We start from the raw sequence: 24,812 nt of genomic DNA, 5'->3' as shown, positions 1-24,812 counted from the left end.
CGGCCCTGTCTTCCCGCCATCATCAAATCGCAGGGAATAAAAAACCGACCCTAGGGTCGGTTTTTTAACAAGCGTCGCTTAGGCAGCTGCAGCAATCTTCAGTGCCTTGATGTGGCCATTCAGACGGCCTTTATGGCGAGCAGCCTTGTTCTTGTGGATGATGCCTTTATCGGCCATGCGGTCGATAACTGGAACAGCCAGGATGTAAGCAGCTTGCGCTTTTTCGGCGTCTTTTGCGTCGATGGCCTTGACTACATTCTTGATGTAGGTGCGAACCATGGAACGCAGGCTGGCGTTGTGGCTGCGACGCTTCTCAGCCTGTTTTGCACGTTTTTTGGCGGAAGGTGAGTTGGCCACCGTCGAGCTCCTCGAAAGACTTGGTAAATAGCAAACAAAATAGGCCGCGAATCATGCCGATGAGTTGATCGGTTGTCAAGGGCGCTTGTTAGGTTCCGCTGAGCGGTCGATTCGCTGGAGGGGATGATTCCCTTCTGGCGCATGACCTGTAAACTCGGGAGTTTTGCTCTGTCTGCTTTGCGCGGCGGAGTATCGCATACTTGGATGCCGTTTAGGCCTCTCCTTCATCCATATGGCATGAAAATCTTTCGATGAATCTCCTCAAGTCCCTGGCTGCAGTCAGTTCCATCACCATGGTGTCGCGCGTGCTGGGCTTTGTCCGCGATACCATCCTGGCGCGCATCTTCGGCGCCGGTGTTGCCACCGACGCCTTTTTCATTGCCTTCAAGCTGCCCAACCTGCTGCGGCGAATCTTTGCCGAGGGGGCGTTTTCTCAGGCGTTCGTGCCGATCCTGGCCGAATACAAAAGCCAGCAGGGCGAGGAGGCGACCCGCACCTTCGTGGCCTATGTCGCCGGCCTGCTGACCCTGGTGCTGGCGGTGGTCACGGCGCTGGGGATCCTGGCCGCACCCTGGGTGGTGTGGGTCACCGCGCCGGGCTTCGTCGACAGCGCCGAGAAGTTCGAGCTGACCACCGACCTGCTGCGCGTGACCTTTCCTTATATATTGCTGATCTCGCTGTCGTCCCTGGCGGGCGCCATCCTCAACACCTGGAACCGTTTCTCGGTACCGGCCTTCGTGCCGACCCTGCTCAACGTCGCGATGATCTTCTTCGCGCTGTTCCTCACCCCGTACTTCGATCCGCCGGTGATGGCCCTGGGCTGGGCGGTACTGGCCGGCGGGCTGTTGCAGCTGCTGTACCAGCTGCCGCACCTCAAAAAGATCGGCATGCTCGTGCTGCCCCGCCTGAACCTGCGCGATACCGGGGTATGGCGCGTGCTCAAGCAGATGCTGCCAGCCATCCTCGGGGTGTCGGTAAGCCAGATCTCGCTGATCATCAACACCATCTTCGCCTCGTTTCTGGTGGCCGGCTCGGTGTCGTGGATGTACTACGCCGACCGCCTGATGGAGCTGCCCTCCGGGGTGCTGGGCGTGGCGCTGGGCACCATCCTGCTGCCGACCCTGGCCAAGACCTACGCCAGCAAGGATCGCCACGAGTATTCGCGCATCCTCGACTGGGGCCTGCGCCTGTGCTTCTTGCTGGTGTTGCCTTGCACCTTTGCCCTGGCAATCCTGTCCGAGCCGCTGACGGTGGCCCTGTTCCAGTACGGCAAGTTCACCGCCTTCGATGCCGCCATGACCCAGCGCGCGCTGATCGCCTACTCGGTCGGCCTGCTCGGCATCATCCTGGTCAAGGTGCTCGCCCCTGGCTTCTATGCCCAGCAGAACATCCGTACACCGGTAAAGATCGCCATCTTCACCTTGGTGGCCACGCAACTGCTCAACCTGGTGTTCATCGGCTACCTGCAGCATGCCGGGCTGGCCCTGGCGATCAGTGTCGGCGCCTGCCTCAATGCCGGCCTGCTGTACTGGAAGCTGCGCCAGCAGAACCTGTTCGAGCCGCAGCCGGGCTGGACCGCCTACCTGCTCAAGTTGCTGGTGGCCGTACTGCTGATGGCCGGTGTGCTGGTGGCCGGCATGTGGTACATGCCTGCCTGGGAGCAGGGGCACATGCTCGAGCGGTTCCTGCGCCTGGGCGTGCTGATTGGCGCAGGCGTGGTGACCTATTTCGGTTGCCTTTACCTGTTTGGTTTTCGTCCACGGGACTTCGCCCGCAAGGCGCTGCACTGATGGCCGGCGCGGGTCAGGCGTCGGTTTTGTGTTTTAGACGCCCTGGCATCGCGCTGCTGCCTGTCGTCGGCGCCCGGGTGTGGTTATAATCGACCACTTTATGAGCAAGAAGCGCGTTATGCAGCTGGTTCGAGGCCTTCACAACCTTCGCCCCGAGCATCGGGGCTGTGTTGCCACTATCGGCAACTTCGACGGTGTTCACCGCGGTCACCAGGCTATCCTGGCGCGTTTGCGTGAGCGCGCGGTAGCGCTGGGCGTACCCAGCTGCGTGGTGATTTTCGAGCCACAGCCGCGTGAGTACTTTGCACCGGACACCGCGCCTGCGCGCCTGGCCCGCCTGCACGACAAGGTCGCCCTGTTGGCCGCCGAAGGCATCGACCGGGTGCTGTGCCTGGCGTTCAACCAGCGCCTGTGCAAGCTCAGCGCCGCCGAATTCGTCGACACCATCCTGGTCGACGGCCTGGGCGTGCAGCACCTGGAGGTCGGTGACGACTTCCGGTTCGGCTGCGACCGGGTGGGTGACTTCACGTTCCTGCAGCAGGCCGGCCTGCGCCACGGCTTCACCGTGGAAGCGGCGCAAACCGTGGAGCTCGAGGGCCTGCGGGTCAGCAGCACGCAGGTGCGCGAAGCACTGGCGCGTGCCGACTTTGCCGTGGCCGAGCGTCTGCTGGGCCGCCCGTTCCGCATCCGCGGCCGGGTGCTGCATGGGCAGAAGCTGGCGCGCCAGCTGGGTTGGCCCACGGCCAACATACAACTCAAGCGTCATCGCGTACCGCTCACCGGGGTGTACCTGGTCAGCGTCGAACTCGATGGCCAGGCGTGGCCGGGTGTCGCCAACATCGGCGTGCGCCCCAGCGTTGCAGGTGATGGCCGCGCCCACCTGGAAGTGCATCTCCTGGATTTTGCCGGCGATCTGTATGGCCGGCGTCTCACGGTGGAATTCCACCACAAGCTGCGCGATGAGCAGCGATTCGCCTCCCTGGAGGCGCTGAAGTCGGCGATCGATGCGGATATCGCCGCCGCACGTGCCCATTGGCACGGTCAACCGCTAACGAAGAGCCTGAAATGACCGACTATAAAGCCACGCTAAACCTTCCGGACACCGCCTTCCCGATGAAGGCCGGCCTGCCACAGCGCGAACCGCAGATCCTGCAGCGCTGGGACAGCATTGGCCTGTACCAGAAGCTGCGCGAAATTGGCAAGGATCGTCCGAAGTTCGTGCTGCACGACGGCCCGCCCTACGCCAACGGCAAGATCCACATCGGTCACGCGCTCAACAAGATTCTCAAGGACATGATCTCGCGGTCCAAGACCCTGGCCGGCTACGATGCGCCGTACGTGCCGGGTTGGGACTGCCATGGCCTGCCGATCGAGCACAAGGTCGAAGTGACCCACGGCAAGCACCTCACCGCGGACAAGACCCGCGAGCTGTGCCGTGCCTACGCGGCCGAGCAGATCGAAGGGCAGAAGAAGGAATTCATCCGCCTGGGCGTGCTGGGTGACTGGGACAACCCCTACAAGACCATGGACTTCGCCAACGAAGCCGGCGAAATCCGCGCCCTGGCCGAAATGGTCAAGCACGGTTTCGTGTTCAAGGGCCTCAAGCCCGTGAACTGGTGCTTCGATTGCGGTTCGGCCCTGGCCGAAGCCGAGGTCGAATACGCCGACAAGAAGTCCCAGACCATCGACGTGGCCTTCAACGTGGCCGACGAAGCGCTGCTGGCCCAGGCCTTCGGCCTGTCGTCGCTGGCCAAGCCCGCTGCCATCGTGATCTGGACCACCACCCCGTGGACCATCCCCGCCAACCAGGCGCTAAACGTGCACCCCGAGTTCAGCTATGCCCTGGTGGACGTCGGCGACAAGCTGCTGGTGCTGGCCGAAGAGCTGGTCGAAGCCTGCCTCAAGCGCTACTCGCTGGAAGGTTCGGTGATCGCCACCGCGCCGGGCTCTGCACTGGAGCTGATCAACTTCCGTCACCCTCTGTACGATCGCCTGTCGCCGGTCTACCTGGCCGAGTACGTCGAGCTGGGCGCCGGCACCGGCGTGGTCCACTCGGCCCCGGCCTACGGTGAAGACGACTTCGTGACCTGCAAGCGCTACGGCATGGTCAACGACGACATCCTCACCCCGGTGCAGAGCAACGGCGTGTACGTCGACTCGCTGGAATTCTTCGGTGGCCAGTTCATCTGGAAGGCCAACCCGCACATCGTCGACAAGCTCGCCGAAGTCGGCGCGCTGATGTTCACCGACACCATCAGCCACAGCTACATGCACTGCTGGCGCCACAAGACTCCGCTGATCTACCGCGCCACCGCGCAGTGGTTCGTGGGCATGGACAAGCAGCCTGACAGCGGCGAAACCCTGCGCAAGCGCGCCCTCAACGCCATCGAAGAAACCAAGTTCGTGCCGGCCTGGGGCCAGGCGCGCCTGCATTCGATGATCGCCAACCGCCCGGACTGGTGCATCTCGCGTCAGCGCAACTGGGGTGTGCCGATCCCGTTCTTCCTGCACAAGCAGACCGGTGAACTGCACCCGCGCACCGTCGAACTGATGGAGCAGGTGGCCCAGCGCGTCGAGCTCGAGGGCATCGAAGCCTGGTTCAAGATGGACGCCGCCGAACTGCTCGGTGACGAAGCCGGCCAGTACGACAAGATCGCCGACACCCTGGACGTGTGGTTCGACTCCGGTACCACCCACTGGCACGTGCTGCGTGGCTCGCACAACATCGGCCACGAAAGCGGCCCGCGCGCCGACCTGTACCTGGAAGGTTCCGACCAGCACCGCGGCTGGTTCCACTCCTCGCTGCTCACCGGCTGCGCCATCGACGGCCATGCGCCGTACCGCGAGCTGCTGACCCACGGCTTCACCGTGGACGAGAACGGCCGCAAGATGTCCAAGTCGCTGGGCAACACCATCGAGCCGCAGAAGGTCAACGACACCCTGGGTGCCGACATCATGCGCCTGTGGGTATCGGCCACCGACTACTCCGGCGAGATGGCGGTTTCCGATCAGATCCTGCAGCGCAGTGCGGACGCCTACCGGCGCATCCGCAACACCGCGCGCTTCCTGCTCTCCAACCTGTCCGGCTTCGACCCGGCCCGCGACCTGCTGCCGGCCGACGACATGCTGGCGCTGGACCGCTGGGCGGTCGACCGTACCCTGCTGCTGCAGCGCGAGCTGGAAGAGCACTACGGCGAGTACCGTTTCTGGAACGTCTACTCCAAGATCCACAACTTCTGCGTGCAGGAGCTGGGCGGCTTCTACCTCGACATCATCAAGGACCGCCAGTACACCACCGGCGCCAACAGTGTCGCGCGCCGCTCGTGCCAGACCGCGCTGTACCACATCAGCGAAGCGCTGGTGCGCTGGATCGCACCGATCCTGGCGTTCACCGCCGACGAGCTGTGGCAGTACCTGCCGGGCGAGCGCAACGAGTCGGTCATGCTCAACACCTGGTACCAGGGCCTGACCGAGCTGCCGGAAGGCATCGAGCTGGACCGCGCCTACTGGGACCGCGTGATGGCCGTCAAGGCTGCGGTCAACAAGGAGCTGGAGAACCAGCGTGCGGCCAAGGCCATCGGCGGCAACCTGCAAGCCGAAGTCACCCTGTTCGCCGACGAGGCCCTGAGCACCGACCTGAACAAGCTGGGCAACGAACTGCGGTTCGTGCTGATCACCTCGGCAGCCAGCGTGGCGCCGTTCGTCGAAGCCCCGGCCGATGCCGTGGTTACCGAAGTGGCCGGCCTCAAGCTCAAGGTGGTCAAGTCGGGTCACGCCAAGTGCGGCCGTTGCTGGCACTTCCGCGCCGACGTGGGCGTGAACCCGGAGCATCCGGAAATCTGCGGTCGTTGTGTCGACAACATCAGCGGCAAAGGTGAGGTGCGTCACTATGCCTAACCCCAACGTGGGGCGCTTCGGGCGCCTCGCCTGGCTGTGGCTGAGCCTGCTGGTACTGGTCCTGGACCAGGCCAGCAAGCACTACTTCGAAGGTGCGCTGAGCCTGTACCAGCAGATCGTGGTCATCCCCGACTACTTCAGCTGGACCTTGGCCTACAACACCGGTGCGGCCTTCAGCTTCCTGGCCGACAGCTCCGGCTGGCAGCGCTGGCTGTTCGCCCTGATCGCCCTGGTGGTTAGTGCGGTGCTGGTGGTGTGGCTCAAGCGCCTGGGCCGCGACGATACCTGGCTGGCCGTTGCGTTGGCCCTGGTGCTGGGCGGTGCGCTGGGCAACCTGTACGACCGCATCGTGCTCGGCCACGTGGTCGACTTCATCCTCGTGCATTGGCAGAACCGCTGGTACTTCCCGGCCTTCAACCTGGCCGACAGCGCCATCAGCGTGGGCGCCGTGATGCTGGCGCTGGATATGTTCAAGAGCAAAAAGTCCGGAGAACCCGTCCATGACTGATACCCGTATCGGCCAGAACACCGAAGTCACCCTGCACTTCGCGCTGCACCTGGAAAACGGTGATACTGTCGACAGCACCTTCGAGAAAGCTCCGGCGGTGTTCAAGGTCGGCGACGGCAACCTGCTGCCGGGCTTCGAAGCCGCGATCTTCGGCTTCAAGGCCGGCGACAAGCGCACCGTCAGCGTGGCACCGGAGAATGCCTTCGGTCAGCCGAACCCGCAGAACGTGCAGATCATTCCCCGCTCGCAGTTCCAGGACATGGAGTTGTCCGAGGGCCTGCTGGTGATTTTCAACGACGCGGCCAACGCCGAGTTGCCCGGCGTGGTGAAGGCGTTCGATGACGCGCAAGTGACCATCGACTTCAACCACCCGCTGGCCGGCAAGACCCTGAACTTCGAGGTGGAAATCCTCGCAGTCAAGGCCCTTTGAGCCAGGAGTCAGCCATGCAGATCAAACTCGCCAACCCACGCGGCTTCTGCGCCGGCGTGGACCGGGCGATCGAAATCGTCAATCGCGCCCTCGAGGTGTTCGGCCCGCCGATCTATGTGCGTCACGAAGTGGTGCACAACAAGTTCGTGGTCGAAGACCTGCGCGCGCGCGGGGCGATCTTCGTCGAAGAGCTCGACCAGGTGCCCAATGACGTCATCGTCATCTTCAGTGCCCACGGCGTTTCCCAGGCCGTGCGCCAGGAAGCGGCGGGGCGCGGCCTCAAGGTCTTCGACGCGACCTGCCCGCTGGTGACCAAGGTGCACATCGAGGTGGCCAAGTACAGTCGCGATGGCAAGGAATGCATCCTGATCGGCCACGAAGGGCACCCCGAGGTCGAAGGTACCATGGGCCAATACGACGCCAGCAATGGCGGTTCGATCTACCTGGTCGAAGACGAAGAGGATGTCGCCAACCTGCAGGTTCGTGACCCCGAACGCCTGGCCTTCGTGACCCAGACCACCCTGTCGATGGACGACACCAGCCGCGTCATCGATGCGCTGCGCACGCGCTTCCCCAGCATTGGCGGGCCGCGCAAGGACGACATCTGCTACGCCACCCAGAACCGCCAGGATGCGGTCAAGCAACTGGCTGACGAGTGCGACGTGGTACTGGTGGTGGGCAGCCCGAACAGCTCCAACTCCAACCGCCTGCGTGAGCTGGCCGAGCGCATGGCCACCCCGGCCTACCTGATCGACGGTGCAGAAGACATGCAGCGCAGCTGGTTCGACGGTGTCGAGCGTATCGGCATCACCGCCGGCGCCTCCGCCCCCGAAGTGCTGGTGCGTGGCGTGATCGCGCAGTTGCAGGAGTGGGGCGCCACAGGTGCCGACGAGCTCGATGGTCGCGAAGAGAATGTAACGTTCTCGATGCCCAAGGAGCTGAGGGTGCGTTCACTGATCTGACCCGGCGGCCGCGCACAGCGGCTGATCGGTGGCGAGGTGGCGCAGGCTGACCCGCCCGGTGCGTGACAGCACCACCTGATGCAGGCTCCGGGTTCCGGGACTTTCGCACACGTGCAGGGTCCCGGCCTGGAACGCACCGCCCGCCTGCAGCGGTACCCCCAGCCCGCTGAAATGCACCTGCCGCGCCAGCGGCTGATTGCCCACCACACGAACCTTCCCGCTGGCACGGTACTCGTGCAGCAAGCCTTCATCGTCGGCGCTCATTCGCCATCCCTTGCTCCAGTCGCCCTCCAGGGCCGTCAGGCTGACTCGCTGATTGCGCAGCAGGGCTTCGCTGCGGGCGCTGCGCAAGGCCTGGGCAAGGTTCTGCGCGCTGGCCTCGCGCTGTAGGCTCACGCTCATGGCGCTGTAGGCCGGCAGCCCTAACTGCGTCAGCGCCGCGATCAGCCCCAGCGCATACATCATTTGTATCAGTGTTACGCCCTGTTGCCCCATCGTGCATCCCTCCCTGGAAGTGCTTCTCTGTAGATTCAGTGCCGCTCGGTTGGGCGTCCAGTCGGCCGGGTAGGCAATCACATGGGGAAATTTCGCAGGAGGCGAACATGGCCAGGAGGCTGCAGCAGGGCATGACCCTGATCGAAGTGATGGTGGCGCTGCTGGTGCTGTCACTGGGGGTAATGGCGGCGGCTGCGCTGCAAGGGCGGGCGTTGCACGGCACCGACGGCGCGCTGCGTACCACCCAGGCGCTGTACCTGGCCCAGGCCCTGCTCGAAGGCGCGCGCGCTGCGGGCGGGCTGAGGGCGGGGGAGGCCAGCGCCTTGCAACGCGAGCTGGTGAAGGTGGCCGGCGCGTCCGCGCAGGCACAGGTGCGCCAGGCGGGCAATGGGCTCGCACTCGACCTGCACTGGCAGGGCGGTGGCCTTGCTGTGCAGGGGCAGGTGGGGCCATGAGGCGCGACACCGGTTTCGGCCTGGTCGAGGCGCTGCTCGCGTTGAGCCTGGGCGTGCTGCTGGTGCTGGCCGGCAGTCGCCTGTTCATCGGTGCGCTGCAGGGTTGGCAGGCGCAGGGCGCACTTGCGCAGTTGCAGGAGGATGCGCGCTTTGCGCTGCAGCGCATGGCCCGTGACATCCGCATGGCCGGTGCATTCGGCTGCCTGCGGCGCGAGGCGATCAGCTTTGCCGACCCTGCCATTGCCGCGACATTTGCCCTGCCGATCAGTGTCAGCCTCGAGCCTGACGGCACCCTGCGCAGCCTGAGCCTGGTTGGCGTGCAGGGTGGGGAGGCCGGTGGCCCGCCCAACTGGACGCTGCTCACCGACTGCCTGAGCACCGCCCAGGTGCAGGCAGGCGAGCGCTTGCCCGGGCCACACCAGTTCGCCTTGCCCGTTCGTCAGCAGGTGTACCGCCTGGTGGACGGGCAACTGCTGCTCACCAGTGGTGGCAGCCACGCGGTGCTGATCGAACATGTCAGCCGGCTGCAGGTTGACCTGGGCGTGGCGGGCGAGGGCGGTGAGCTGGCCTGGATGACTGCGGTGCCCGACCCTTCGCGCATTCGCAGCATCCGCCTGCGCCTGACCCTGAACGACCCTGCTGAACGGGTGCGCGCGCAAACCTATCAGATGGTCGCCGCCGTGCGTAACCGCCTGCCATGAAGCTGCAACGGGGCATGGCGCTGCTGGTGTGCCTGGTGCTGATGCTGCTGTGCGGCCTGCTGGGTGTTTCGGTGCTGCACAGTGCCGCCTTGCAGGCACGCATGGCCGGCAACCTGGTGATGGCATTGCAGGCGTTCGAAGCGGCGGAAACCACGTTGCGGCTCGCCGAGGCCCGTGTGCTGGCGGGGCTTGAGCCACCGGGCCCGTGCGTGTACTGCCTGCCGCCGCCGGAGGCACCCAGGGTACGCGCCGCCGGTGTGCAGGGCGGGGCGGGGCCAAGCTCCGGGCTGGGCTGGCAGGCGCAAGGGCCTGGCTTCTTCCTGGTACAGAACCTGGGCCGCAGCTCGCGCCCCGCGCGGCTGCCCGACGGCCTTGAGGTGCAGCTGCTTCGGGTGACTGCCGTGGGGCGTCAGCAGCAGGCGCGGGTGGTGCTGGAGAGCGTGCTGGCGCAGCCATCGGTGTCGGCTGCGTGGCCGGCGCAACGTATCTTGTGGCGGCAGATCCACTAGGGGCGCACAACATGCCGCGAACTCATCAGGGCCTGAGCCTGATCGAACTGTTGATTGTCGTCGCCGTGGTCGGCATTCTGGCGGGCATTGCCTACCCCAGCTACCGCGACACGGTGAAAAGAGCCGCACGCAGCGAGGTCGTGGGGCTGCTGTTCGACAGTGCGCAGCACCTGGAGCGCCACCGCGCCCGCACGGGCCAGTATGCCGATACCGACGCCGTGATCACCCCGTTGCCCCCCGGCACAGGCCATTACAGCCTGCACGCCAGCCGCGAGGCCGAGGGTTTCAGCCTGCTGGCCCGGCGTCACGCTGGCGGGCTGATGGCCGGCGACGCCTGTGGCGACTTCGAGCTCGATCACCAGGGTGTGCGCGGCAACCCCGGTGCCAGCAACGAGGCGGACGGGGGCTGCTGGGGTAACTGACGTCTTTCATACGGGTACTGGACCAATAGATGACCAAGCAAGTAGTGATTGTCGGCGGTGGGGTGATCGGCCTGCTGACTGCGTTCAACCTGGCGGCCGATGTCGAGCAGGTGGTGGTGTGCGACAAGGGCGCGCTCGGGCAGGAGTCTTCCTGGGCCGGGGGCGGGATCGTGTCGCCGTTGTACCCGTGGCGCTACAGCCCGGCGGTTACTGCGCTGGCGCATTGGTCGCAGGACTTCTATCCGCAGCTGGGCGAGCGTCTGTTCGCCAGCACCGGTGTAGACCCCGAGGTGCATACCACCGGCCTGTACTGGCTGGACCTGGACGATGAAGCCGAGGCGCTGGCCTGGGCGGCCCGCGAGGGGCGCCCGTTGAGTGCAGTGGATGTGGCCCGCGCCTATGCGGCGGTGCCCGTGCTGGGGCCGGGCTTCGAGCGGGCCATCTACATGGCGGGTGTGGCGAACGTGCGCAACCCGCGTCTGGTCAAGTCGCTCAAGGCGGCGTTGCAGGCCCTGCCGAACGTGACCCTTCGCGAGCATTGTGAAATCACCGGGTTCAGCCGCGAGGGCGAGCGTATTTGCGGCGTTGAAACCGTCGATGGCCCGATCCGCGCCGATCAGGTGGTGCTTACGGCGGGGGCCTGGAGTGGCGACCTGCTGCGCCCGCTGGGCCTGGAACTGCCGGTGGAGCCGGTGAAAGGGCAGATGATCCTGTTCAAGTGTGCGGAGGATTTCCTGCCGAGCATGGTGCTGGCCAAGGGGCGCTACGCGATCCCACGGCGTGACGGGCACATTCTGGTCGGCAGCACACTGGAGCATGCAGGCTATGACAAGACGCCCACCGAAGCGGCGCTGGCGAGCCTGAAGGCCTCGGCCATCGAATTGCTGCCGGCGCTGGCCGAGGCCACGCCGGTCGGGCATTGGGCGGGGTTGCGGCCAGGCTCACCGGAAGGTGTGCCGTACATCGGCCAGGTGCCCGGGCATGAAGGCTTGTGGTTGAACTGCGGGCATTACCGCAACGGGCTGGTGCTGGCGCCGGCGTCCTGCCGGTTGTTCGCCGACCTGCTGCTGGGGCGTGCGCCGATCATCGACCCGGCGCCGTACGCGCCGGGGCCGCGCCTGCTGTAACAGCAGGCATGTGGAAGCCGGCCTGGCCGGCGAAGGGGCCCTCAGCCCTGGCGGGTATCGTTGGGCCCCTGCTCCAGATGCGCCGGGCTGCAATACCACAGCTGGCCCCGGTGCAAGGCACGGTCGGTGGGCAGGTGCACGCCGCAATGGGCACAGCGCACCATCTTCAGCGGGTCATCGAGGGTAGGGCGAGTATCGGCAGCAGTGCCGGCCTTGAACTTGCGCCACAACCAGAACGCAGCAGCAATCAGGGCAATCCAGAGAATTAGGCGAACCATGGTGTCCAGCTTTGTCGAATGAAGAGCCCCCAGTTTAGGGCCTGGCAACAAAAAAGGGAGGCCATCAGGCCTCCCTTTTTCATTCACCGCATGGCGTGTCAGTCGAATACGCCAAAGGTCATGTAGCTGAACCACGAACGGTCTTCGTTGTTGCCTTCGGCTTCGTGGTTTTCTTCTTCGATCACGTCGCCATTTTCGTCCTTGGGCAGCAGTTCCTGCGGGATCGCGTCTTTGGCGTCCTGGTACTGCTTCTGCACGTCCTGGTTGGCGCGGGTCTGGCCTGGCGGCAGCGGCGGCGCGCTGGAGATCAGGCCCAGGGTGGCCTTGGACAGCCACGAGCGGTTGTCCGCCTCGTCCTGCTGCGGCACGAACTGGCCGTCTTTCAGGCTCGGGTGATCGGGGTAGTTGAGTTTCAGGGTTTCCAGGCTGGTGGCTGCCAGTTCGTCCAGGTGCAGACGCATGTAGGCTTCGGTCATCACCGCCAGGCCGTCACCGACCGATGGGGTTTCCTGGAAGTTTTCCACCACGTAGCGGCCACGGTTGGCAGCGGCAACATACGCCTGACGGGTCAGGTAGTAGTCGGCCACGTGGATCTCGTAGGAGGCCAGCAGGTTGCGCAGGTAGATCATGCGCTGCTTGGCGTCCGGTGCGTAGCGGCTGTTGGGGAAGCGGCTGGTGAGCTGGGCGAACTCGTTGTACGAGTCACGCGCTGCGCCCGGGTCACGCTTGGTCATGTCCAGCGGCAGGAAGCGCGCCAGCAGGCCGCGGTCCTGGTCGAACGAGGTCAGGCCCTTGAGGTAATAGGCGTAGTCGACGTTCGGATGCTGCGGATGCAGGCGGATAAAGCGCTCGGCCGCCGACTTGGCAGCCTCGGGCTCGGCGTTCTTGTAGTTCGCGTAGATCAGCTCCAGCTGCGCCTGGTCGGCATAGCGGCCGAACGGGTACCGCGACTCCAGGGCCTTGAGCTTGGAGGTGGCGCTGGTATAGCTGTGGTTGTCCAGGTCGGCCTGCGCCTGCTGGTACAGCTCGGTTTCGCTGAGGTTTTCGTCGACGACTTCCTTCGAAGAACAAGCAGCGGTGAGTCCGAGGATGGCGATCAGCAGCAGGTGTTTCACTTGCATGGCGGCTTGCGTCCCTATGACGGCTGCTGTCTTGGGCGAGGCCGTCCTGTTATGATGAGCACCCCGTTGGAACCCTCGGGGCAAAAGACGCCGTATTTAACCACAAGCGTGCAGCTGAAACCAAAGGCTGTGCCTCCGCCTGATTCGAGCATGTCCGAGAAAATTGAACTTCGCGCAGAGGTACCGTCCGAATTGGGCGGGCAACGCCTCGACCAAGTCGCCGCCCAACTGTTTGCCGAGCACTCGCGCTCGCGCCTTTCCGCCTGGATCAAAGAAGGCCTACTGACCGTCGATGGCAACGTCGTGCGTCCGCGCGACATCGTCCATGGCGGCGCTCTGCTGGCGCTTGACGCCGAGCAGGAAGCCCAGGGCGAGTGGGTGGCGCAGGACATCGAACTGGACATCGTCTACGAAGACGAGCACATCCTGGTCATCAACAAGCCGGCCGGGCTTGTGGTGCACCCGGCTGCCGGTCATGCCGACGGCACCCTGCTCAATGCCCTGCTGCACCACGTGCCGGACATCATCAACGTGCCGCGCGCCGGCATCGTGCACCGCCTCGACAAGGACACCACCGGTCTGATGGTGGTGGCCAAGACCATTCAGGCGCAGACCCAGCTGGTAGCCCAGTTGCAAAGTCGCAGCGTCAGCCGCATCTATGAATGCATCGTGATCGGCGTGGTTACCGCGGGCGGCAAGATCAACGCCCCGATCGGTCGTCACGGCCAGCAGCGCCAGCGCATGGCGGTGATGGAGGGCGGCAAGCAGGCCGTCAGCCACTATCGCGTGCTCGAACGCTTCCGCTCGCACACCCACGTGCGCGTCAAGCTGGAAACCGGGCGTACCCACCAGATCCGCGTGCACATGGCCCACGTCAACTTCCCGTTGGTCGGCGACCCGGTGTACGGCGGGCGCTTCCGCATCCCGCCGGCGGCCAGCGTGACCATGGTCGACGCGCTCAAGACCTTCCCGCGCCAGGCCCTGCACGCACGCTTCCTGGAGCTGGATCACCCGGTGACCGGTGAGCGCATGGGCTGGGAGTCGTCCCTGCCGGACGACTTCGTATGGCTGCTGTCGCTGCTCAAGCAGGACCGCGAGGCCTTCGTCGGATGAGCCCGCTGACGCACCACCTGCTGACCCCCGACTGGCCTGCGCCAGCCTGGGTCAAGGCGTGCGTCACCACCCGGGGCGGCGGCGTGAGCCTGGCGCCCTACGATTCGTTGAACCTGGGCGACCACGTCGGTGACGCCCAGGCCGCAGTGGCCGAAAACCGTCGGCGCCTGACCGCGCAGTTCGGCATCCAGCCCGCCTGGCTCAAGCAGGTGCACGGCATCGATGTGGTCGAGGCCGACCCGGCGCGGGTTGCCGAAGCCGACGCCAGCTGCACCAGCACCCCCGGCATCGCCTGCACGTCCATGACCGCCGACTGCCTGCCGGTACTGTTCTGCGACCGCGCCGGCACCCGCGTGGGCGCTGCCCATGCCGGCTGGCGCGGGCTGGTGGGCGGTGTGCTGGAGGCCACGCTCGATGCGCTGGGCGTACCGGCCAGCGAGGTGCTGGTATGGCTGGGCCCGGCCATCGGGCCCCAGGCGTTCGAGGTGGGCGGCGAAGTGCGCGAAGCCTTCATGACCGTTCATCCGGAAAGTGCCAGCGCCTTCGTGGCGGGGGCGCAGCCCGGCAAGTTCATGGCCGACATCTATGCACTGGCGCGCATTCGCCTGGCGGCCCGTGGCATCACTGCCGTGTATGGCGGCGGCCTGTGCACCGTGAGCGACCCACGCTTCTATTCCTACCGTCGCAGCCCCGTTACCGGGCGCTTCGCTTCGCTGATCTGGCTGGCGCCTCGCTGACCTGGATCAAGCCCGCTACGCTTGAATCTTCCACAATCACCCTTATCTATAGGGGTATCTCAGGCAGGTTTTTCTTCATCAGGTGTGTCCATCGCTCCGGCCTGCCCATTAAAGGAAGGTAAGTTATGCGAATAGACCGTTTGACCAGCAAGCTGCAACTGGCGTTATCCGACTCCCAGTCCCTGGCGGTTGGCATGGATCACCCCGCGATCGAGCCTGCGCACCTGTTGCAGGCGCTGATCGACCAGCAGGGTGGTTCGATCAAGCCCCTGTTGATGCAGGTGGGCTTCGACGTCAACAGCCTGCGCAAGGAACTGGGCAAAGAACTCGACCAGTTGCCAAAAATCCAGAACCCTACCGGCGACGTCAACATGTCGCAGGACCTGGCACGCCTGCTCAACCAGGCCGACCGCCTGGCCCAGCAGAAGGGCGACCAGTTCATCTCCAGTGAGCTCGTGCTGCTGGCGGCCATGGACGAGAACAGCAAGCTCGGCAAGTTGCTGCTCGGCCAGGGCGTGAGCAAGAAGGCGCTTGAAAACGCCATCAGCAACCTGCGCGGTGGCGAAGCGGTGAACGACCCCAACGCCGAGGAATCGCGCCAGGCCCTGGACAAGTACACCGTCGACCTGACCAAGCGTGCCGAAGACGGCAAGCTCGACCCGGTGATCGGCCGTGACGACGAGATCCGTCGCACCATCCAGGTGCTGCAACGCCGTACCAAGAACAACCCGGTGCTCATCGGTGAGCCTGGCGTGGGTAAGACTGCCATCGCCGAAGGCCTGGCCCAGCGCATCATCAATGGCGAAGTGCCCGATGGTCTGAAGGGCAAGCGCCTGCTGTCGCTGGACATGGGCGCGCTGATTGCCGGCGCCAAGTTCCGCGGCGAGTTCGAAGAACGCCTCAAAGGCCTGCTCAACGAGCTGTCCAAGCAGGAAGGCCAGATCATCCTGTTCATCGACGAGCTGCACACCATGGTCGGTGCAGGTAAAGGCGAAGGCTCGATGGATGCCGGCAACATGCTCAAGCCTGCGCTGGCGCGCGGCGAGCTGCACTGCGTCGGTGCCACCACGCTGAACGAGTACCGCCAGTACATCGAGAAGGATGCGGCGCTGGAGCGTCGTTTCCAGAAGGTATTGGTAGAGGAGCCGAGCGAGGAAGACACCATCGCCATCCTGCGTGGCCTCAAGGAGCGTTACGAGGTGCACCACAAGGTGGCGATCACCGACGGCGCGATCATTGCCGCGGCCAAGCTCAGCCATCGCTACATCACCGATCGTCAGTTGCCCGACAAGGCCATTGACCTGATCGACGAGGCGGCCAGCCGCATTCGCATGGAGATCGACTCCAAGCCCGAGGTGCTCGACCGTCTGGAGCGTCGCCTGATTCAACTGAAGGTGGAATCCCAGGCGCTGAAGAAGGAAGACGACGAGGCGGCCCTCAAGCGCCTCGAGAAGCTGACCGAGGAGATCGTGCGGCTGGAGCGTGAGTACTCCGACCTGGAAGAGATCTGGACCTCGGAAAAAGCCGAAGTGCAGGGCTCTGCGCAGATCCAGCAAAAGATCGAGCAGTCCCGTCAGGAGCTGGAAACCGCCCGCCGCAAGGGCGACCTGAGCCGCATGGCCGAGCTGCAGTACGGGGTGATCCCGGACCTGGAGCGCAGCCTGCAGATGGTCGACCAGCATGGCAAGGCCGAAAACCAGCTGCTGCGCAACAAGGTGACCGAGGAAGAGATCGCCGAGGTGGTGTCGAAGTGGACCGGTATCCCGGTATCCAAGATGCTCGAAGGCGAGCGCGAAAAGCTGCTGAAGATGGAAAGCCTCCTGCACCAGCGCGTGATCGGCCAGGAAGAGGCCGTGGTGGCCGTAGCCAACGCGGTGCGTCGTTCGCGGGCCGGGTTGTCCGACCCTAACCGGCCAAGTGGTTCGTTCCTGTTCCTGGGCCCTACCGGTGTGGGTAAAACCGAGCTGTGCAAGGCGCTGGCCGAGTTTCTGTTCGACACCGAAGAGGCCATGGTGCGTATCGATATGTCCGAGTTCATGGAGAAACATTCCGTGGCGCGGCTGATTGGTGCACCGCCAGGCTACGTGGGCTACGAAGAGGGCGGCTACCTGACCGAAGCCGTGCGGCGCAAACCCTATGCGGTAGTGCTGCTGGACGAGGTCGAGAAGGCCCACCCGGACGTGTTCAACGTGTTGCTGCAAGTGCTTGAAGACGGTCGCCTGACCGACAGTCACGGCCGTACCGTGGACTTTCGCAACACGGTGATCGTGATGACCTCCAACCTGGGGTCGGCACAGATCCAGGAACTGGTGGGTGATCGCGAGGCGCAGCGCGCTGCGGTGATGGACGCGGTGGGTTCGCATTTCCGCCCCGAGTTCGTCAATCGTATCGACGAAGTGGTGGTGTTCGAGCCTCTGGGTCGCGACCAGATCGCCGGTATCACCCAGATCCAGCTGTCGCGTCTGCGCAGCCGTCTGGCCGAACGCGAGCTGAGCCTGGAGCTGAGCCCCGAGGCCCTCGACAAGCTGATCGCGGTCGGTTACGACCCGGTGTATGGCGCACGGCCGCTGAAACGGGCGATCCAGCGCTGGATCGAGAACCCGCTGGCGCAACTGATTCTGTCGGGTCAGTTCATGCCGGGCAGCAGCATCACCGCCAAGCTGGAGGGCGAAGAGATCGTCTTTGCCTGAGTTTTCGGCGGGTTACGCTAAGGCCTCGATTTTCGAGGCCTTTTTTCTTTGCATTTTGCTTCGAGTGCTTGTAAAGTGCGCCCCGCTGTATGTCACCCCGCAGGTTTCCGGCAGAAGTGGGAATCTGAAAAAAAGTTGCAAATCAGTGTGTTGAATGCAAATTAAGGGTTGACAAGGGTTTTGAAGATTGTAGAATAGCGCGCCTCAGAGACATGAACGCAGCGATGCACAAGGTCGAAGAGTTCGAAGCGGTAGCGATACAGTTTTCGAAATTGCAGCAAGTTGTACTTGAAATTGATAGTTCCGCGATAGCTCAGTCGGTAGAGCAAATGACTGTTAATCATTGGGTCCCAGGTTCGAGTCCTGGTCGCGGAGCCAAATTTCAAACCGGGGTATAGCGCAGTCCGGTAGCGCGCCTGCTTTGGGAGCAGGATGTCAGGAGTTCGAATCCCCTTACCCCGACCATATTTGGGTCGTTAGCTCAGTTGGTAGAGCAGTTGGCTTTTAACCAATTGGTCGTAGGTTCGAATCCTACACGACCCACCATTTTTGAATCCGGTTCGCTGGGTTTGAATCTTAAAAGGTTGGTACGCCATTAGCGTCCAGCCATTAAAAAAGGCACCTTAATCGGTGTCTTTTTTTTACCGGGGTATAGCGCAGTCCGGTAGCGCGCCTGCTTTGGGAGCAGGATGTCAGGAGTTCGAATCCCCTTACCCCGACCATCTTCAGAAAAAGGGCACCTTGCAAAAGGTGCCCTTTTTCGTTTGCGCAGGGTTTAGCGCATTTGCAGCCAGCTGGCGGTACTGCCTATGCCCAGTACCTCCTGCAGGGGGCTGTAGTGCGCGCATCCGCGCCTCGTCGAAATACAGCTCGCTCCGGGTCAACCGCACGCCAGTGGCCTGGCGCCCATCCGGCCCCGGCAGGGCGCCGGGGCGGACGGGGGTAGCCGTCAGTGCAGCTTGAGGCGGGGTTCGGTACCGCGGCCGATACGGCTGCCGAGCATCAGCATCAGCGTGCGGAAGGTGCCATACAGCGCCATCTGGTGCATGCGGTACAGCGACACATAGAACATCCGCGCCAGCCAGCCTTCGAGCATCACACTGCCGGTGAGGTTGCCCATCAGGTTGCCCACTGCCGAGAAGCGCGACAGCGAGACCAGCGAGCCGTAGTCGCGGTACGCGTAGGTGGGCAACGCCTTGCCCTCCAGGCGCGCCTTGAGCCCTTTGGCCAGCAGCGAGGCCTGCTGGTGGGCGGCCTGGGCGCGCGGCGGCACATTGCGGTCGCTGCCCGGCTGCGGGCAGGCGGCGCAGTCGCCGAACGCGAAGATGTCATCGTCCAGGGTGGTCTGCAGAGTAGGGCGCACCACCAACTGGTTGATGCGGTTGGTTTCCAGCCCGTCGATGTCCTTGAGGAACGCCGGTGCGCGGATACCGGCCGCCCACACCTTGAGGCTGGCGTGGATCACCTCGCCGTTGGCGGTCTTGAGCGAGTCTGCGGTGACCTCGCTCACCGACGCGTTGGTCAGCACCGTCACGCCGAGTTTTTCCAGGGTTTTGTGCACCGGCACGCTGATGCGCTCGGGCAGCGCCGGCAACACCCGTGGGCCGGCCTCGATCAGGGTGATCTGCATGTCCTTGGGCTGGATGCGGTCCAGGCCATAGGCGGCCAGTTCGTGGGCGGCATGGTGCAGCTCGGCCGCCAGCTCCACGCCGGTGGCACCGGCACCCACGATCGCCACGCTGATCTTCTCGCTGGCAAGGTCGCCAGCGTGGGCGCGCAGGTAGTGGTTGAGCAACTGCTGGTGGAAGCGCTCGGCCTGCTTGCGGGTGTCGAGGAACAGGCAATGCTGCGCCGCACCCAGGGTGCCGAAGTCGTTGGTGTTGCTGCCCACCGCGATCACCAGCGTGTCATACGCCAGGGTGCGCGCCGGCAGCAGCTCGCGGCCGTCCTCGTCGAGGGTGGCGGCCAGCTGGATCTGCTTGCTCGAACGCTCCAGGCCGCTCATGCGCCCCAGCTGGAACTGGAAGTGGTTCCACTTGGCCTGGGCCACGTAGTTGAGCTCGTCTTCGGAGGAATTGAGCGAACCGGCCGCCACTTCGTGCAGCAGCGGCTTCCAGATGTGGGTCAGGTTGGCGTCGACCAGGGTAATCGCGGCGGTGCCGCGCTTGCCCAGGGTCTTACCCAGGCGGGTCGCCAGTTCCAGGCCGCCGGCGCCGCCGCCGACAATCACGATACGGTGAGTCATGGGGATATCTCATAAGGTTTGCGGAATTCTGGGTTGGGTCCTGAGTGGCCGGCCGCGCAGGGCGGGCGGTTTGGGCGAGCGCAAGGCAGCTCATAGCACCAGGTGGCTCAGGAGGCGGCTCAACAGGCCAAGGCTGATCGTCACGCCCACCACCAGAGCAAGGAGCAGCCATGGCCTGAAAGGCTTGCGCTCGACTTGGTGTTGGGGGGCACGCAGGTATTCATCGACTCGTCGCTGGTCTTCGGGGTTCAGGCGGCTGGTCATGGAGGCCTCGTCAGGTAGACGCATGTGACTGTGGGAACGCTACAGTGTTCACTGTAGTCCGTCGCCAAAGGCTTACCTGGGGGATCGAAGCGCTCGTGACAGCGAATGATTGCGCTTTGTATCACCCGCGCCGCATTTATGCCATCCCGCTTTGGCAGGGGGCAGCGATCACAGGCTGATCCCCACATCGAAGACGATGCTGCGCCCCAGGTTGGCGCGCAGAAAATCCGGCGCATCGGGGTGGGCGAACAGCACCCGGGCGAAGGTCGGGCCCACCAGCGACAGCGAGCGCCAGCCCTGGCGCAGGTATTCTGTGGGCGGCGGGAAGTGGCTGTTGAGGTCGAGCACTTCGCGCTTGAGGCTGGCGAAGGCAATGATGTCCAGTTCGCCCAGGTCCAGGTTGCGTTCGCGGTAGTTGTGCGACTTCTTGCGCAGGGTGGGCGCCAGGCGCTGCAGCAGCTCCTGCGCACTGATGCGTCGCGGCCGGGCCTCGCGCCTTACCAGCTGCGCGAGGGAGAACGCGCTGCGCCGGCGCTGCAGTTCTTCGCGCCATTCGTCGTTGAGCCGGCGCCCTTCGTCGAGCACGAAGAACACCTCGAAGGCGGCATCGCGAAACAGCACGTCGGGTGGTTCCTGACCGGCGGCGGTGAAGTCCTCGCTGCGGTAGGGAATGTTCAGGCCTTGCAGCAGGCGCTGGCATACCCAACGCTCGCGCTCCCATTTGCGGGCATTGGACAGGAACGCATTGGCTTGTTCGGCCTGAATGGTTAGCAGGCGCAGGTAGTCTGAGTCATCCATGGGCACAAGCTTAGCGCCCAAATCATGACAACGCTGCATTCCAGGCCCGGTGGATGGCGGCAACAGGCCGTGGAACGGTGTGTAGAATGAGCCATCGTCGGGCGCAATGCACACAAGGGGCAGACAGCCGTGATTGGCGCACAAGTGTTATCGGAACAAAGCCTGCTGCTGGGCTGGCTGTGCTACGTGCCGCTGCTGCTGTGGGCGGTGTGGCGCGCGCCGTGGGTCGAGCTGTTCACCGACCGGCGGCGCCAGCACCTGCTGTTCGGCACCATCTTCGCGCTGTTCGCGTTGTGGCTGGTACGCCGCGACTTCGACACCGGCGTGTCGTACCACTTCATCGGCATGACCGCCGTGACCCTGCTGCTGGACTGGCCGCTGGCAATCGTCGGTGGCCTGGTGGCGCAGGTGGGGCTGGTGGCGCTGGGGCGTCAGGACCTGGCGGCGATGGGCGTCAACGGCCTGCTGCTGATTGGCCTGCCGGTGCTGGTGACGGAGGGGGTGGCCATACTGGTGGAGCGCGCACAGCCTAAAAACCTGTTCGTGTACATCTTCTGTTCGGGTTTTTTCGCCGCCGCGCTGGCGACCTTGCTGTGCCTGCTGGCCAGCCTTGGCTGGCTGTGGCTGGATGGTATCTTCGTGATGCCCGAATGGCTGTCGGACTTCATCGGCTACCTGTGGCTGATCATCTTCCCCGAGGCCTTCATCAACGGCATGGTAATCAGTGCGCTGGTGGTGTTCTGCCCCGAGTGGCTGGAAACCTTCAACCGGACCCGCTACCTGCAGGCCCCGTGGAAGGACGACGAACCGCGCGGCTAGTGTTCGCGCGGGTTGAAGTCGCCGGAGAACAGCTCGTCTTCGGCATCCGGTGCCACCGGAATCTTGTGCTCTTCAGCGGCCCAGGCACCCAGGTCGATCAGCTTGCAGCGGTCGGAGCAGAACGGCCGGTAGGTATTTGTGGCACTCCATTCAACAGGGGCGCCACAGGTCGGGCAGTCTACGGTCAGGGGTTGGCTCATGCTTGGCCTCCACGCAAAGTCAGGTAAAAGTGATGCAGGCGGTCGACCTCCGAATGCAGCCAGGCCAAGTCGCGGTCGTTGACGATCACGTCGTGGGCATGGCGCAGGCGCTCTTCGCGGCTGGTCTGCGCCTTGAGAATGGCCTGCACCTGTTCGGGGCTGGTCTGGTCGCGCTGCAGTGTACGTTCGATCTGCAAGGCCTGCGGCGCGTCGATCACCAGCAGGCGCTGGGTGCGCTGATACTGGCCCGACTCGATCATCAACGGTGAAACGAACACCGCATAGGGTGACTCGGCCTTGGCCAGGTAGCTGAAGATCTCCTGGCCGATCAGCGGGTGCAGCAGGGCTTCCACCCAGCGGCGTTGCGCCGGGTCGCTGAAGATCAGCTGGCGCAGCGCGGCGCGGTCCAGTTGCCCGTCGCTTTGCAGCACGCCGGGGCCGAAATGCTCCACCAGGCTGGCCAGCGCCGGGCGCCCGGGCTCGACCACCCAGCGTGCGGCCTGGTCGGCATCCACCAGGTGCACGCCCAGCTCGATGAAGCGTTGCGCCGCGGCGCTCTTGCCACTGCCGATGCCACCGGTGAGGCCGAGAATCCAGGGTGTGAAGGCGGGTGTGGTCATTGCAGTCCGGCAAATTGCAGATAGGAAGTGGTCATTTGACCACCCCAGAGCAGCGCGATCCAGCCCGCAATGGCCAGATAGGGCCCAAACGGAATCGGCGTGCTCGCCTGCTGGTTGCGCAGGCGCAGCAGTATCAGGCCCAGCAGCGCGCCCACCAGCGAGGCCAGCAGCAGCGTCAGCGGCAGGATCTGCCAGCCGCCCCAGGCGCCGAGCATGGCCAGCAGCTTGAAATCGCCATAGCCCATGCCCTCCTTGCCGGTGACCAGCTTGAACAGCCAGTACACCGTCCACAGGCTCAGGTAGCCGGCCACGGCGCCCCACAGCGCCTGGTCCAGCGGCACGAACACCTCGAAGGCATTGAGTATCAGGCCCAGCCACAGCAGCGGCAGCACCAGCACATCGGGCAGCAACTGATGCTCGATATCGATCAGGCTCATTGCCAGCAGGCCCCAGCTCAACAGCATGAACGCCGCCGCGCTGGCGCTGAAGCCGAAATGCCAGGCCGCGAACAGGCCAAGCCCTGCGCAGGCCAGCTCCACCAATGGGTAGCGCGGGCTGATCGATGCCTTGCAGGCCGAACAGCGCCCGCGCAGGCACAGGTAACTCAGCACCGGGATGTTCTCCCACGCGCGGATGCGGTGCTGGCAGTGCGGGCAGTGGGAGTGGGGCAGCATCAGGTCGAAACGTGGCTCGGCCGGGTTGGGCAGCTCCAGCACTTCGCGGGCCTCGCTGCGCCATTGGCGCTCGAGCATCATCGGCAGGCGATGCACCAGCACATTGATGAAGCTGCCCACAATCAGGCCAAGCAACAGGGCGACGCATTGGTAGGCCAGCGGCTGGCGGGCCAGGGTTTCGAACAGGTCCATAGTCAGATCACATCGCCCAGCTGGAAGATCGGCAGGTACATGGCGACCACCAGGCTGCCCACCACCAGCCCGAGAATCAGCACGATCATCGGCTCCAGCAGGCTGGCCAGGTTGTCGAGCCATTCGTCGACGGCCGTTTCGTGGTGGCTGGCGATCCGGTCGAGCATATCGTCGAGCGTGCCGGATGTCTCGCCAATGGCGCACATCTGTACCGCCAGGCACGGGAACAGCGGCTCGTTGCGCATCGCCGCGCTCATCGACAGGCCGTTGCCGATGGCCTGGCGCAGGCGCAGCACGGCCTGCTCGTACAGCGTATTGCCGCACGCGGCGGCCACCGGCCCCAGGGCTTCGGTGAGCGGTACGCCGGCACTGAACGAAGTGGCCAGGGTGCGCGCAAAACGAGCCAGTGCCGCATGCTGCATCACCGCGCCCAGAACCGGCATGCGCAGCCCCTGGCGCAACATCCACAAACGCACCGCCTGCTGACGCTCGAAGGCGCGGCGCAGGGCAAATCCCGTGGCCAGCATTACCCCAAGCACCCACAGCAGATACTGCCCCAGCCAGTCGGCCAGGTTGATGACACCCTGGGTAAAGGCCGGCAACGGCGCGCCGAAGCCTGCGAACATGGCCTGAAACTGCGGTACCACCTTGAGCAACAGCAACGCCGCCACCCCCAACCCCACCAGCAGCACCAGCGCGGGGTAGGCCATGGCCTTTTTCAGCCGGGCCCGTAGCGCCTGGCGTTTCTCCTGCAGTGTTGCCAACTGGTCGAGCAGGCTGTCCAGGCAGCCGGTTTGCTCGCCCACGGCCACCAGGTTGCAATACAGGCTGTCGAACTGGCGCGGGTGCCTGCGCAGCGCATCGGCCAGGCCGCAGCCGGCGGCGATATCGTTTTTGAGGGTGCCCAGCAGGTGGCGCAGCGGTGGGTTGTTGATGCCTTCGGCGATCATGCCCAGCCCTTGCAGCAGCGGCACGCCGGCCTTGAACAACGTTGCCAGCTGGCGGCTGAAGCGGGTGATGTCCTTGGCGCCGAGCGAGGCGGGCAGTTGCAGGGTAAATCGGCGTGCCGGGCTCACCTGGGTAGGGCGTATGCCGCGACCGCGCAGCAGCGCCTTCACCAGCGCACTGTTCTGCCCGCTGCTGTGCCCGCTCACGTGGGTGCCGGAGCGGTCGATGCCTTGCCAGGCATAGGTTTTTGTCTTGTGGTTCATCGCTACCTCCCTGCAGCGGTGGACAGTCACAAACCCTGTAACAGCTTCAGGGTGGTAGGCTCGGGCAATCCCGCCCGGTGGCCACTAGAGTAGTCGAGCGCGGTGCTGGGTTAAGCACCCGCAGGGTGACAAAAGGTGTCTGTTCGGGCCTACTGGCGCGCTGGTCTGCGGCGGTGTCCGTGGCGGGATTTGTGAGT

At 64.5% G+C, this 24,812-nt stretch carries 26 protein-coding genes and 4 tRNA genes; 19 read left to right on the top strand and 11 right to left on the bottom strand.

Features of this window, described 5'->3' with window-relative positions; genetic code table 11:
• Window positions 1-78: 78 nt before the first annotated feature.
• A complete protein-coding gene (rpsT, locus tag KH389_RS22900; RefSeq protein ID WP_043860304.1) occupies window positions 79-357 on the bottom strand; it encodes a 30S ribosomal protein S20 in 279 nt (92 codons plus the stop codon).
• Between the two features lie 251 nt (window positions 358-608).
• Between rpsT and murJ the strand changes: the two genes are divergently transcribed.
• From murJ to ispH, 6 genes are all read left to right on the top strand, one after another.
• Window positions 609-2,147 carry a murein biosynthesis integral membrane protein MurJ gene (gene murJ, locus KH389_RS22895; RefSeq protein ID WP_043860305.1) on the top strand — a complete coding sequence of 513 codons (1,539 nt, stop codon included), beginning with the start codon at window positions 609-611 and terminating at the stop codon, window positions 2,145-2,147.
• 118 nt (window positions 2,148-2,265) lie between these two features.
• Window positions 2,266-3,216 (top strand): bifunctional riboflavin kinase/FAD synthetase, encoded by a 951-nt coding sequence (gene ribF / locus KH389_RS22890; protein ID WP_054914919.1) that lies wholly within the window; start codon window positions 2,266-2,268, stop codon window positions 3,214-3,216.
• On the top strand, window positions 3,213-6,044 hold the full coding sequence (ileS, locus tag KH389_RS22885) for an isoleucine--tRNA ligase (RefSeq protein WP_213606313.1): 2,832 nt from the start codon (window positions 3,213-3,215) through the stop codon (window positions 6,042-6,044). The genes ribF and ileS overlap by 4 nt, the downstream gene beginning before the upstream one ends.
• Window positions 6,037-6,552, top strand: a complete 516-nt coding sequence (gene lspA, locus KH389_RS22880; RefSeq protein WP_043860308.1) for a signal peptidase II — start codon at window positions 6,037-6,039, stop codon at window positions 6,550-6,552. Before ileS ends, lspA begins: the two co-directional genes overlap by 8 nt.
• A complete protein-coding gene (gene fkpB / locus KH389_RS22875; protein ID WP_054914918.1) occupies window positions 6,545-6,982 on the top strand; it encodes an FKBP-type peptidyl-prolyl cis-trans isomerase in 438 nt (145 codons plus the stop codon). Before lspA ends, fkpB begins: the two co-directional genes overlap by 8 nt.
• Window positions 6,983-6,996: 14 nt before the next feature.
• Window positions 6,997-7,944, top strand: coding sequence for a 4-hydroxy-3-methylbut-2-enyl diphosphate reductase (ispH, locus tag KH389_RS22870; RefSeq protein WP_043860310.1), 948 nt, complete (start codon window positions 6,997-6,999; stop codon window positions 7,942-7,944).
• Here the strand turns inward: ispH and KH389_RS22865 are convergent.
• On the bottom strand, window positions 7,933-8,409 hold the full coding sequence (locus tag KH389_RS22865) for a GspH/FimT family pseudopilin (RefSeq protein ID WP_229589858.1): 477 nt from the start codon (window positions 8,407-8,409) through the stop codon (window positions 7,933-7,935). The two genes, ispH and KH389_RS22865, sit on opposite strands and share 12 nt — an antisense overlap.
• 137 nt (window positions 8,410-8,546) lie before the next feature.
• Here KH389_RS22865 and KH389_RS22860 point away from each other — a divergent pair, with 137 nt between their 5' ends.
• The 5 genes from KH389_RS22860 to thiO are packed head-to-tail and all read left to right on the top strand — an operon-like array spanning window position 8,547 to window position 11,653.
• Complete coding sequence (locus KH389_RS22860) at window positions 8,547-8,894, top strand: type IV pilus modification PilV family protein (RefSeq protein ID WP_088515584.1); 348 nt, start codon at window positions 8,547-8,549, stop codon at window positions 8,892-8,894.
• On the top strand, window positions 8,891-9,595 hold the full coding sequence (locus tag KH389_RS22855) for a PilW family protein (RefSeq protein ID WP_104572947.1): 705 nt from the start codon (window positions 8,891-8,893) through the stop codon (window positions 9,593-9,595). The genes KH389_RS22860 and KH389_RS22855 overlap by 4 nt, the downstream gene beginning before the upstream one ends.
• Window positions 9,592-10,104, top strand: a complete 513-nt coding sequence (locus KH389_RS22850; protein ID WP_213606311.1) for a pilus assembly PilX family protein — start codon at window positions 9,592-9,594, stop codon at window positions 10,102-10,104. The genes KH389_RS22855 and KH389_RS22850 overlap by 4 nt, the downstream gene beginning before the upstream one ends.
• An 11-nt stretch (window positions 10,105-10,115) precedes the next feature.
• Window positions 10,116-10,526 carry a type IV pilin protein gene (locus KH389_RS22845; protein WP_054914914.1) on the top strand — a complete coding sequence of 137 codons (411 nt, stop codon included), beginning with the start codon at window positions 10,116-10,118 and terminating at the stop codon, window positions 10,524-10,526.
• 29 nt (window positions 10,527-10,555) lie between these two features.
• Window positions 10,556-11,653 (top strand): glycine oxidase ThiO, encoded by a 1,098-nt coding sequence (thiO, locus tag KH389_RS22840; protein ID WP_213606309.1) that lies wholly within the window; start codon window positions 10,556-10,558, stop codon window positions 11,651-11,653.
• A 41-nt stretch (window positions 11,654-11,694) separates the two neighbouring features.
• Here thiO and KH389_RS22835 read toward each other — a convergent pair whose 3' ends face one another.
• Both KH389_RS22835 and KH389_RS22830 read right to left on the bottom strand, forming a co-directional pair.
• On the bottom strand, window positions 11,695-11,931 hold the full coding sequence (locus KH389_RS22835) for a PP0621 family protein (protein WP_043860316.1): 237 nt from the start codon (window positions 11,929-11,931) through the stop codon (window positions 11,695-11,697).
• Window positions 11,932-12,029: 98 nt separating this feature from the next.
• Window positions 12,030-13,052, bottom strand: coding sequence for an outer membrane protein assembly factor BamD (locus KH389_RS22830; RefSeq protein ID WP_043860317.1), 1,023 nt, complete (start codon window positions 13,050-13,052; stop codon window positions 12,030-12,032).
• 150 nt (window positions 13,053-13,202) lie between these two features.
• Between KH389_RS22830 and rluD the strand changes: the two genes are divergently transcribed.
• From rluD to KH389_RS22795, 7 genes are all read left to right on the top strand, one after another.
• Window positions 13,203-14,165 carry a 23S rRNA pseudouridine(1911/1915/1917) synthase RluD gene (gene rluD, locus KH389_RS22825; RefSeq protein WP_043860318.1) on the top strand — a complete coding sequence of 321 codons (963 nt, stop codon included), beginning with the start codon at window positions 13,203-13,205 and terminating at the stop codon, window positions 14,163-14,165.
• A complete protein-coding gene (gene pgeF, locus KH389_RS22820; RefSeq protein ID WP_213606307.1) occupies window positions 14,162-14,902 on the top strand; it encodes a peptidoglycan editing factor PgeF in 741 nt (246 codons plus the stop codon). Before rluD ends, pgeF begins: the two co-directional genes overlap by 4 nt.
• Window positions 14,903-15,027: 125 nt before the next feature.
• Window positions 15,028-17,592, top strand: coding sequence for an ATP-dependent chaperone ClpB (clpB, locus tag KH389_RS22815; protein ID WP_043860320.1), 2,565 nt, complete (start codon window positions 15,028-15,030; stop codon window positions 17,590-17,592).
• A gap of 302 nt (window positions 17,593-17,894) precedes the next feature.
• Window positions 17,895-17,970 (top strand) — tRNA-Asn (locus KH389_RS22810).
• A 10-nt stretch (window positions 17,971-17,980) separates the two neighbouring features.
• Window positions 17,981-18,057: transfer RNA gene (locus tag KH389_RS22805), tRNA-Pro, on the top strand.
• A 5-nt stretch (window positions 18,058-18,062) separates the two neighbouring features.
• A tRNA-Lys gene (locus KH389_RS22800) sits at window positions 18,063-18,138 on the top strand.
• A 99-nt stretch (window positions 18,139-18,237) separates the two neighbouring features.
• Window positions 18,238-18,314, top strand: a tRNA-Pro gene (locus tag KH389_RS22795).
• 227 nt (window positions 18,315-18,541) lie between these two features.
• Here KH389_RS22795 and KH389_RS22790 read toward each other — a convergent pair.
• From KH389_RS22790 to KH389_RS22780, 3 genes are all read right to left on the bottom strand, one after another.
• Window positions 18,542-19,837, bottom strand: a complete 1,296-nt coding sequence (locus tag KH389_RS22790; RefSeq protein WP_043860321.1) for an NAD(P)/FAD-dependent oxidoreductase — start codon at window positions 19,835-19,837, stop codon at window positions 18,542-18,544.
• A gap of 90 nt (window positions 19,838-19,927) precedes the next feature.
• Window positions 19,928-20,101, bottom strand: a complete 174-nt coding sequence (locus KH389_RS22785; RefSeq protein ID WP_043860322.1) for a DUF3094 family protein — start codon at window positions 20,099-20,101, stop codon at window positions 19,928-19,930.
• 168 nt (window positions 20,102-20,269) lie between these two features.
• Window positions 20,270-20,899: a DUF1780 domain-containing protein gene (locus KH389_RS22780; RefSeq protein ID WP_043860323.1), complete on the bottom strand. Its 630-nt coding sequence runs from the start codon at window positions 20,897-20,899 to the stop codon at window positions 20,270-20,272.
• 129 nt (window positions 20,900-21,028) lie between these two features.
• Between KH389_RS22780 and KH389_RS22775 the strand changes: the two genes are divergently transcribed.
• Window positions 21,029-21,718, top strand: a complete 690-nt coding sequence (locus tag KH389_RS22775) for an energy-coupling factor ABC transporter permease (RefSeq protein ID WP_043860324.1) — start codon at window positions 21,029-21,031, stop codon at window positions 21,716-21,718.
• On the opposite strand, the gene yacG is transcribed toward KH389_RS22775, so the two are convergent.
• Genes yacG through KH389_RS22755 form a run of 4 tightly spaced genes read right to left on the bottom strand, consistent with a single transcriptional unit; the run spans window position 21,715 to window position 24,615 of the window.
• On the bottom strand, window positions 21,715-21,918 hold the full coding sequence (gene yacG / locus KH389_RS22770) for a DNA gyrase inhibitor YacG (protein WP_043860325.1): 204 nt from the start codon (window positions 21,916-21,918) through the stop codon (window positions 21,715-21,717). The genes KH389_RS22775 and yacG overlap by 4 nt on opposite strands.
• A complete protein-coding gene (coaE, locus tag KH389_RS22765) occupies window positions 21,915-22,538 on the bottom strand; it encodes a dephospho-CoA kinase (RefSeq protein WP_078479476.1) in 624 nt (207 codons plus the stop codon). Before coaE ends, yacG begins: the two co-directional genes overlap by 4 nt.
• Window positions 22,535-23,404 carry a prepilin peptidase gene (locus KH389_RS22760; RefSeq protein ID WP_213606305.1) on the bottom strand — a complete coding sequence of 290 codons (870 nt, stop codon included), beginning with the start codon at window positions 23,402-23,404 and terminating at the stop codon, window positions 22,535-22,537. The genes coaE and KH389_RS22760 overlap by 4 nt, the downstream gene beginning before the upstream one ends.
• A 2-nt stretch (window positions 23,405-23,406) precedes the next feature.
• The gene (locus KH389_RS22755) at window positions 23,407-24,615 is read right to left on the bottom strand and encodes a type II secretion system F family protein (RefSeq protein ID WP_213606303.1); all 1,209 of its coding nucleotides are present in this window, start codon (window positions 24,613-24,615) and stop codon (window positions 23,407-23,409) included.
• Window positions 24,616-24,812: the final 197 nt, after the last annotated feature.

This window comes from Pseudomonas qingdaonensis (assembly GCF_018398475.1).
Lineage (GTDB): Bacteria > Pseudomonadota > Gammaproteobacteria > Pseudomonadales > Pseudomonadaceae > Aquipseudomonas > Aquipseudomonas palmensis.
The sequence above is the reverse complement of the archived record's forward strand: the minus strand, read 5'-3'. Positions and strand labels throughout refer to the sequence as shown.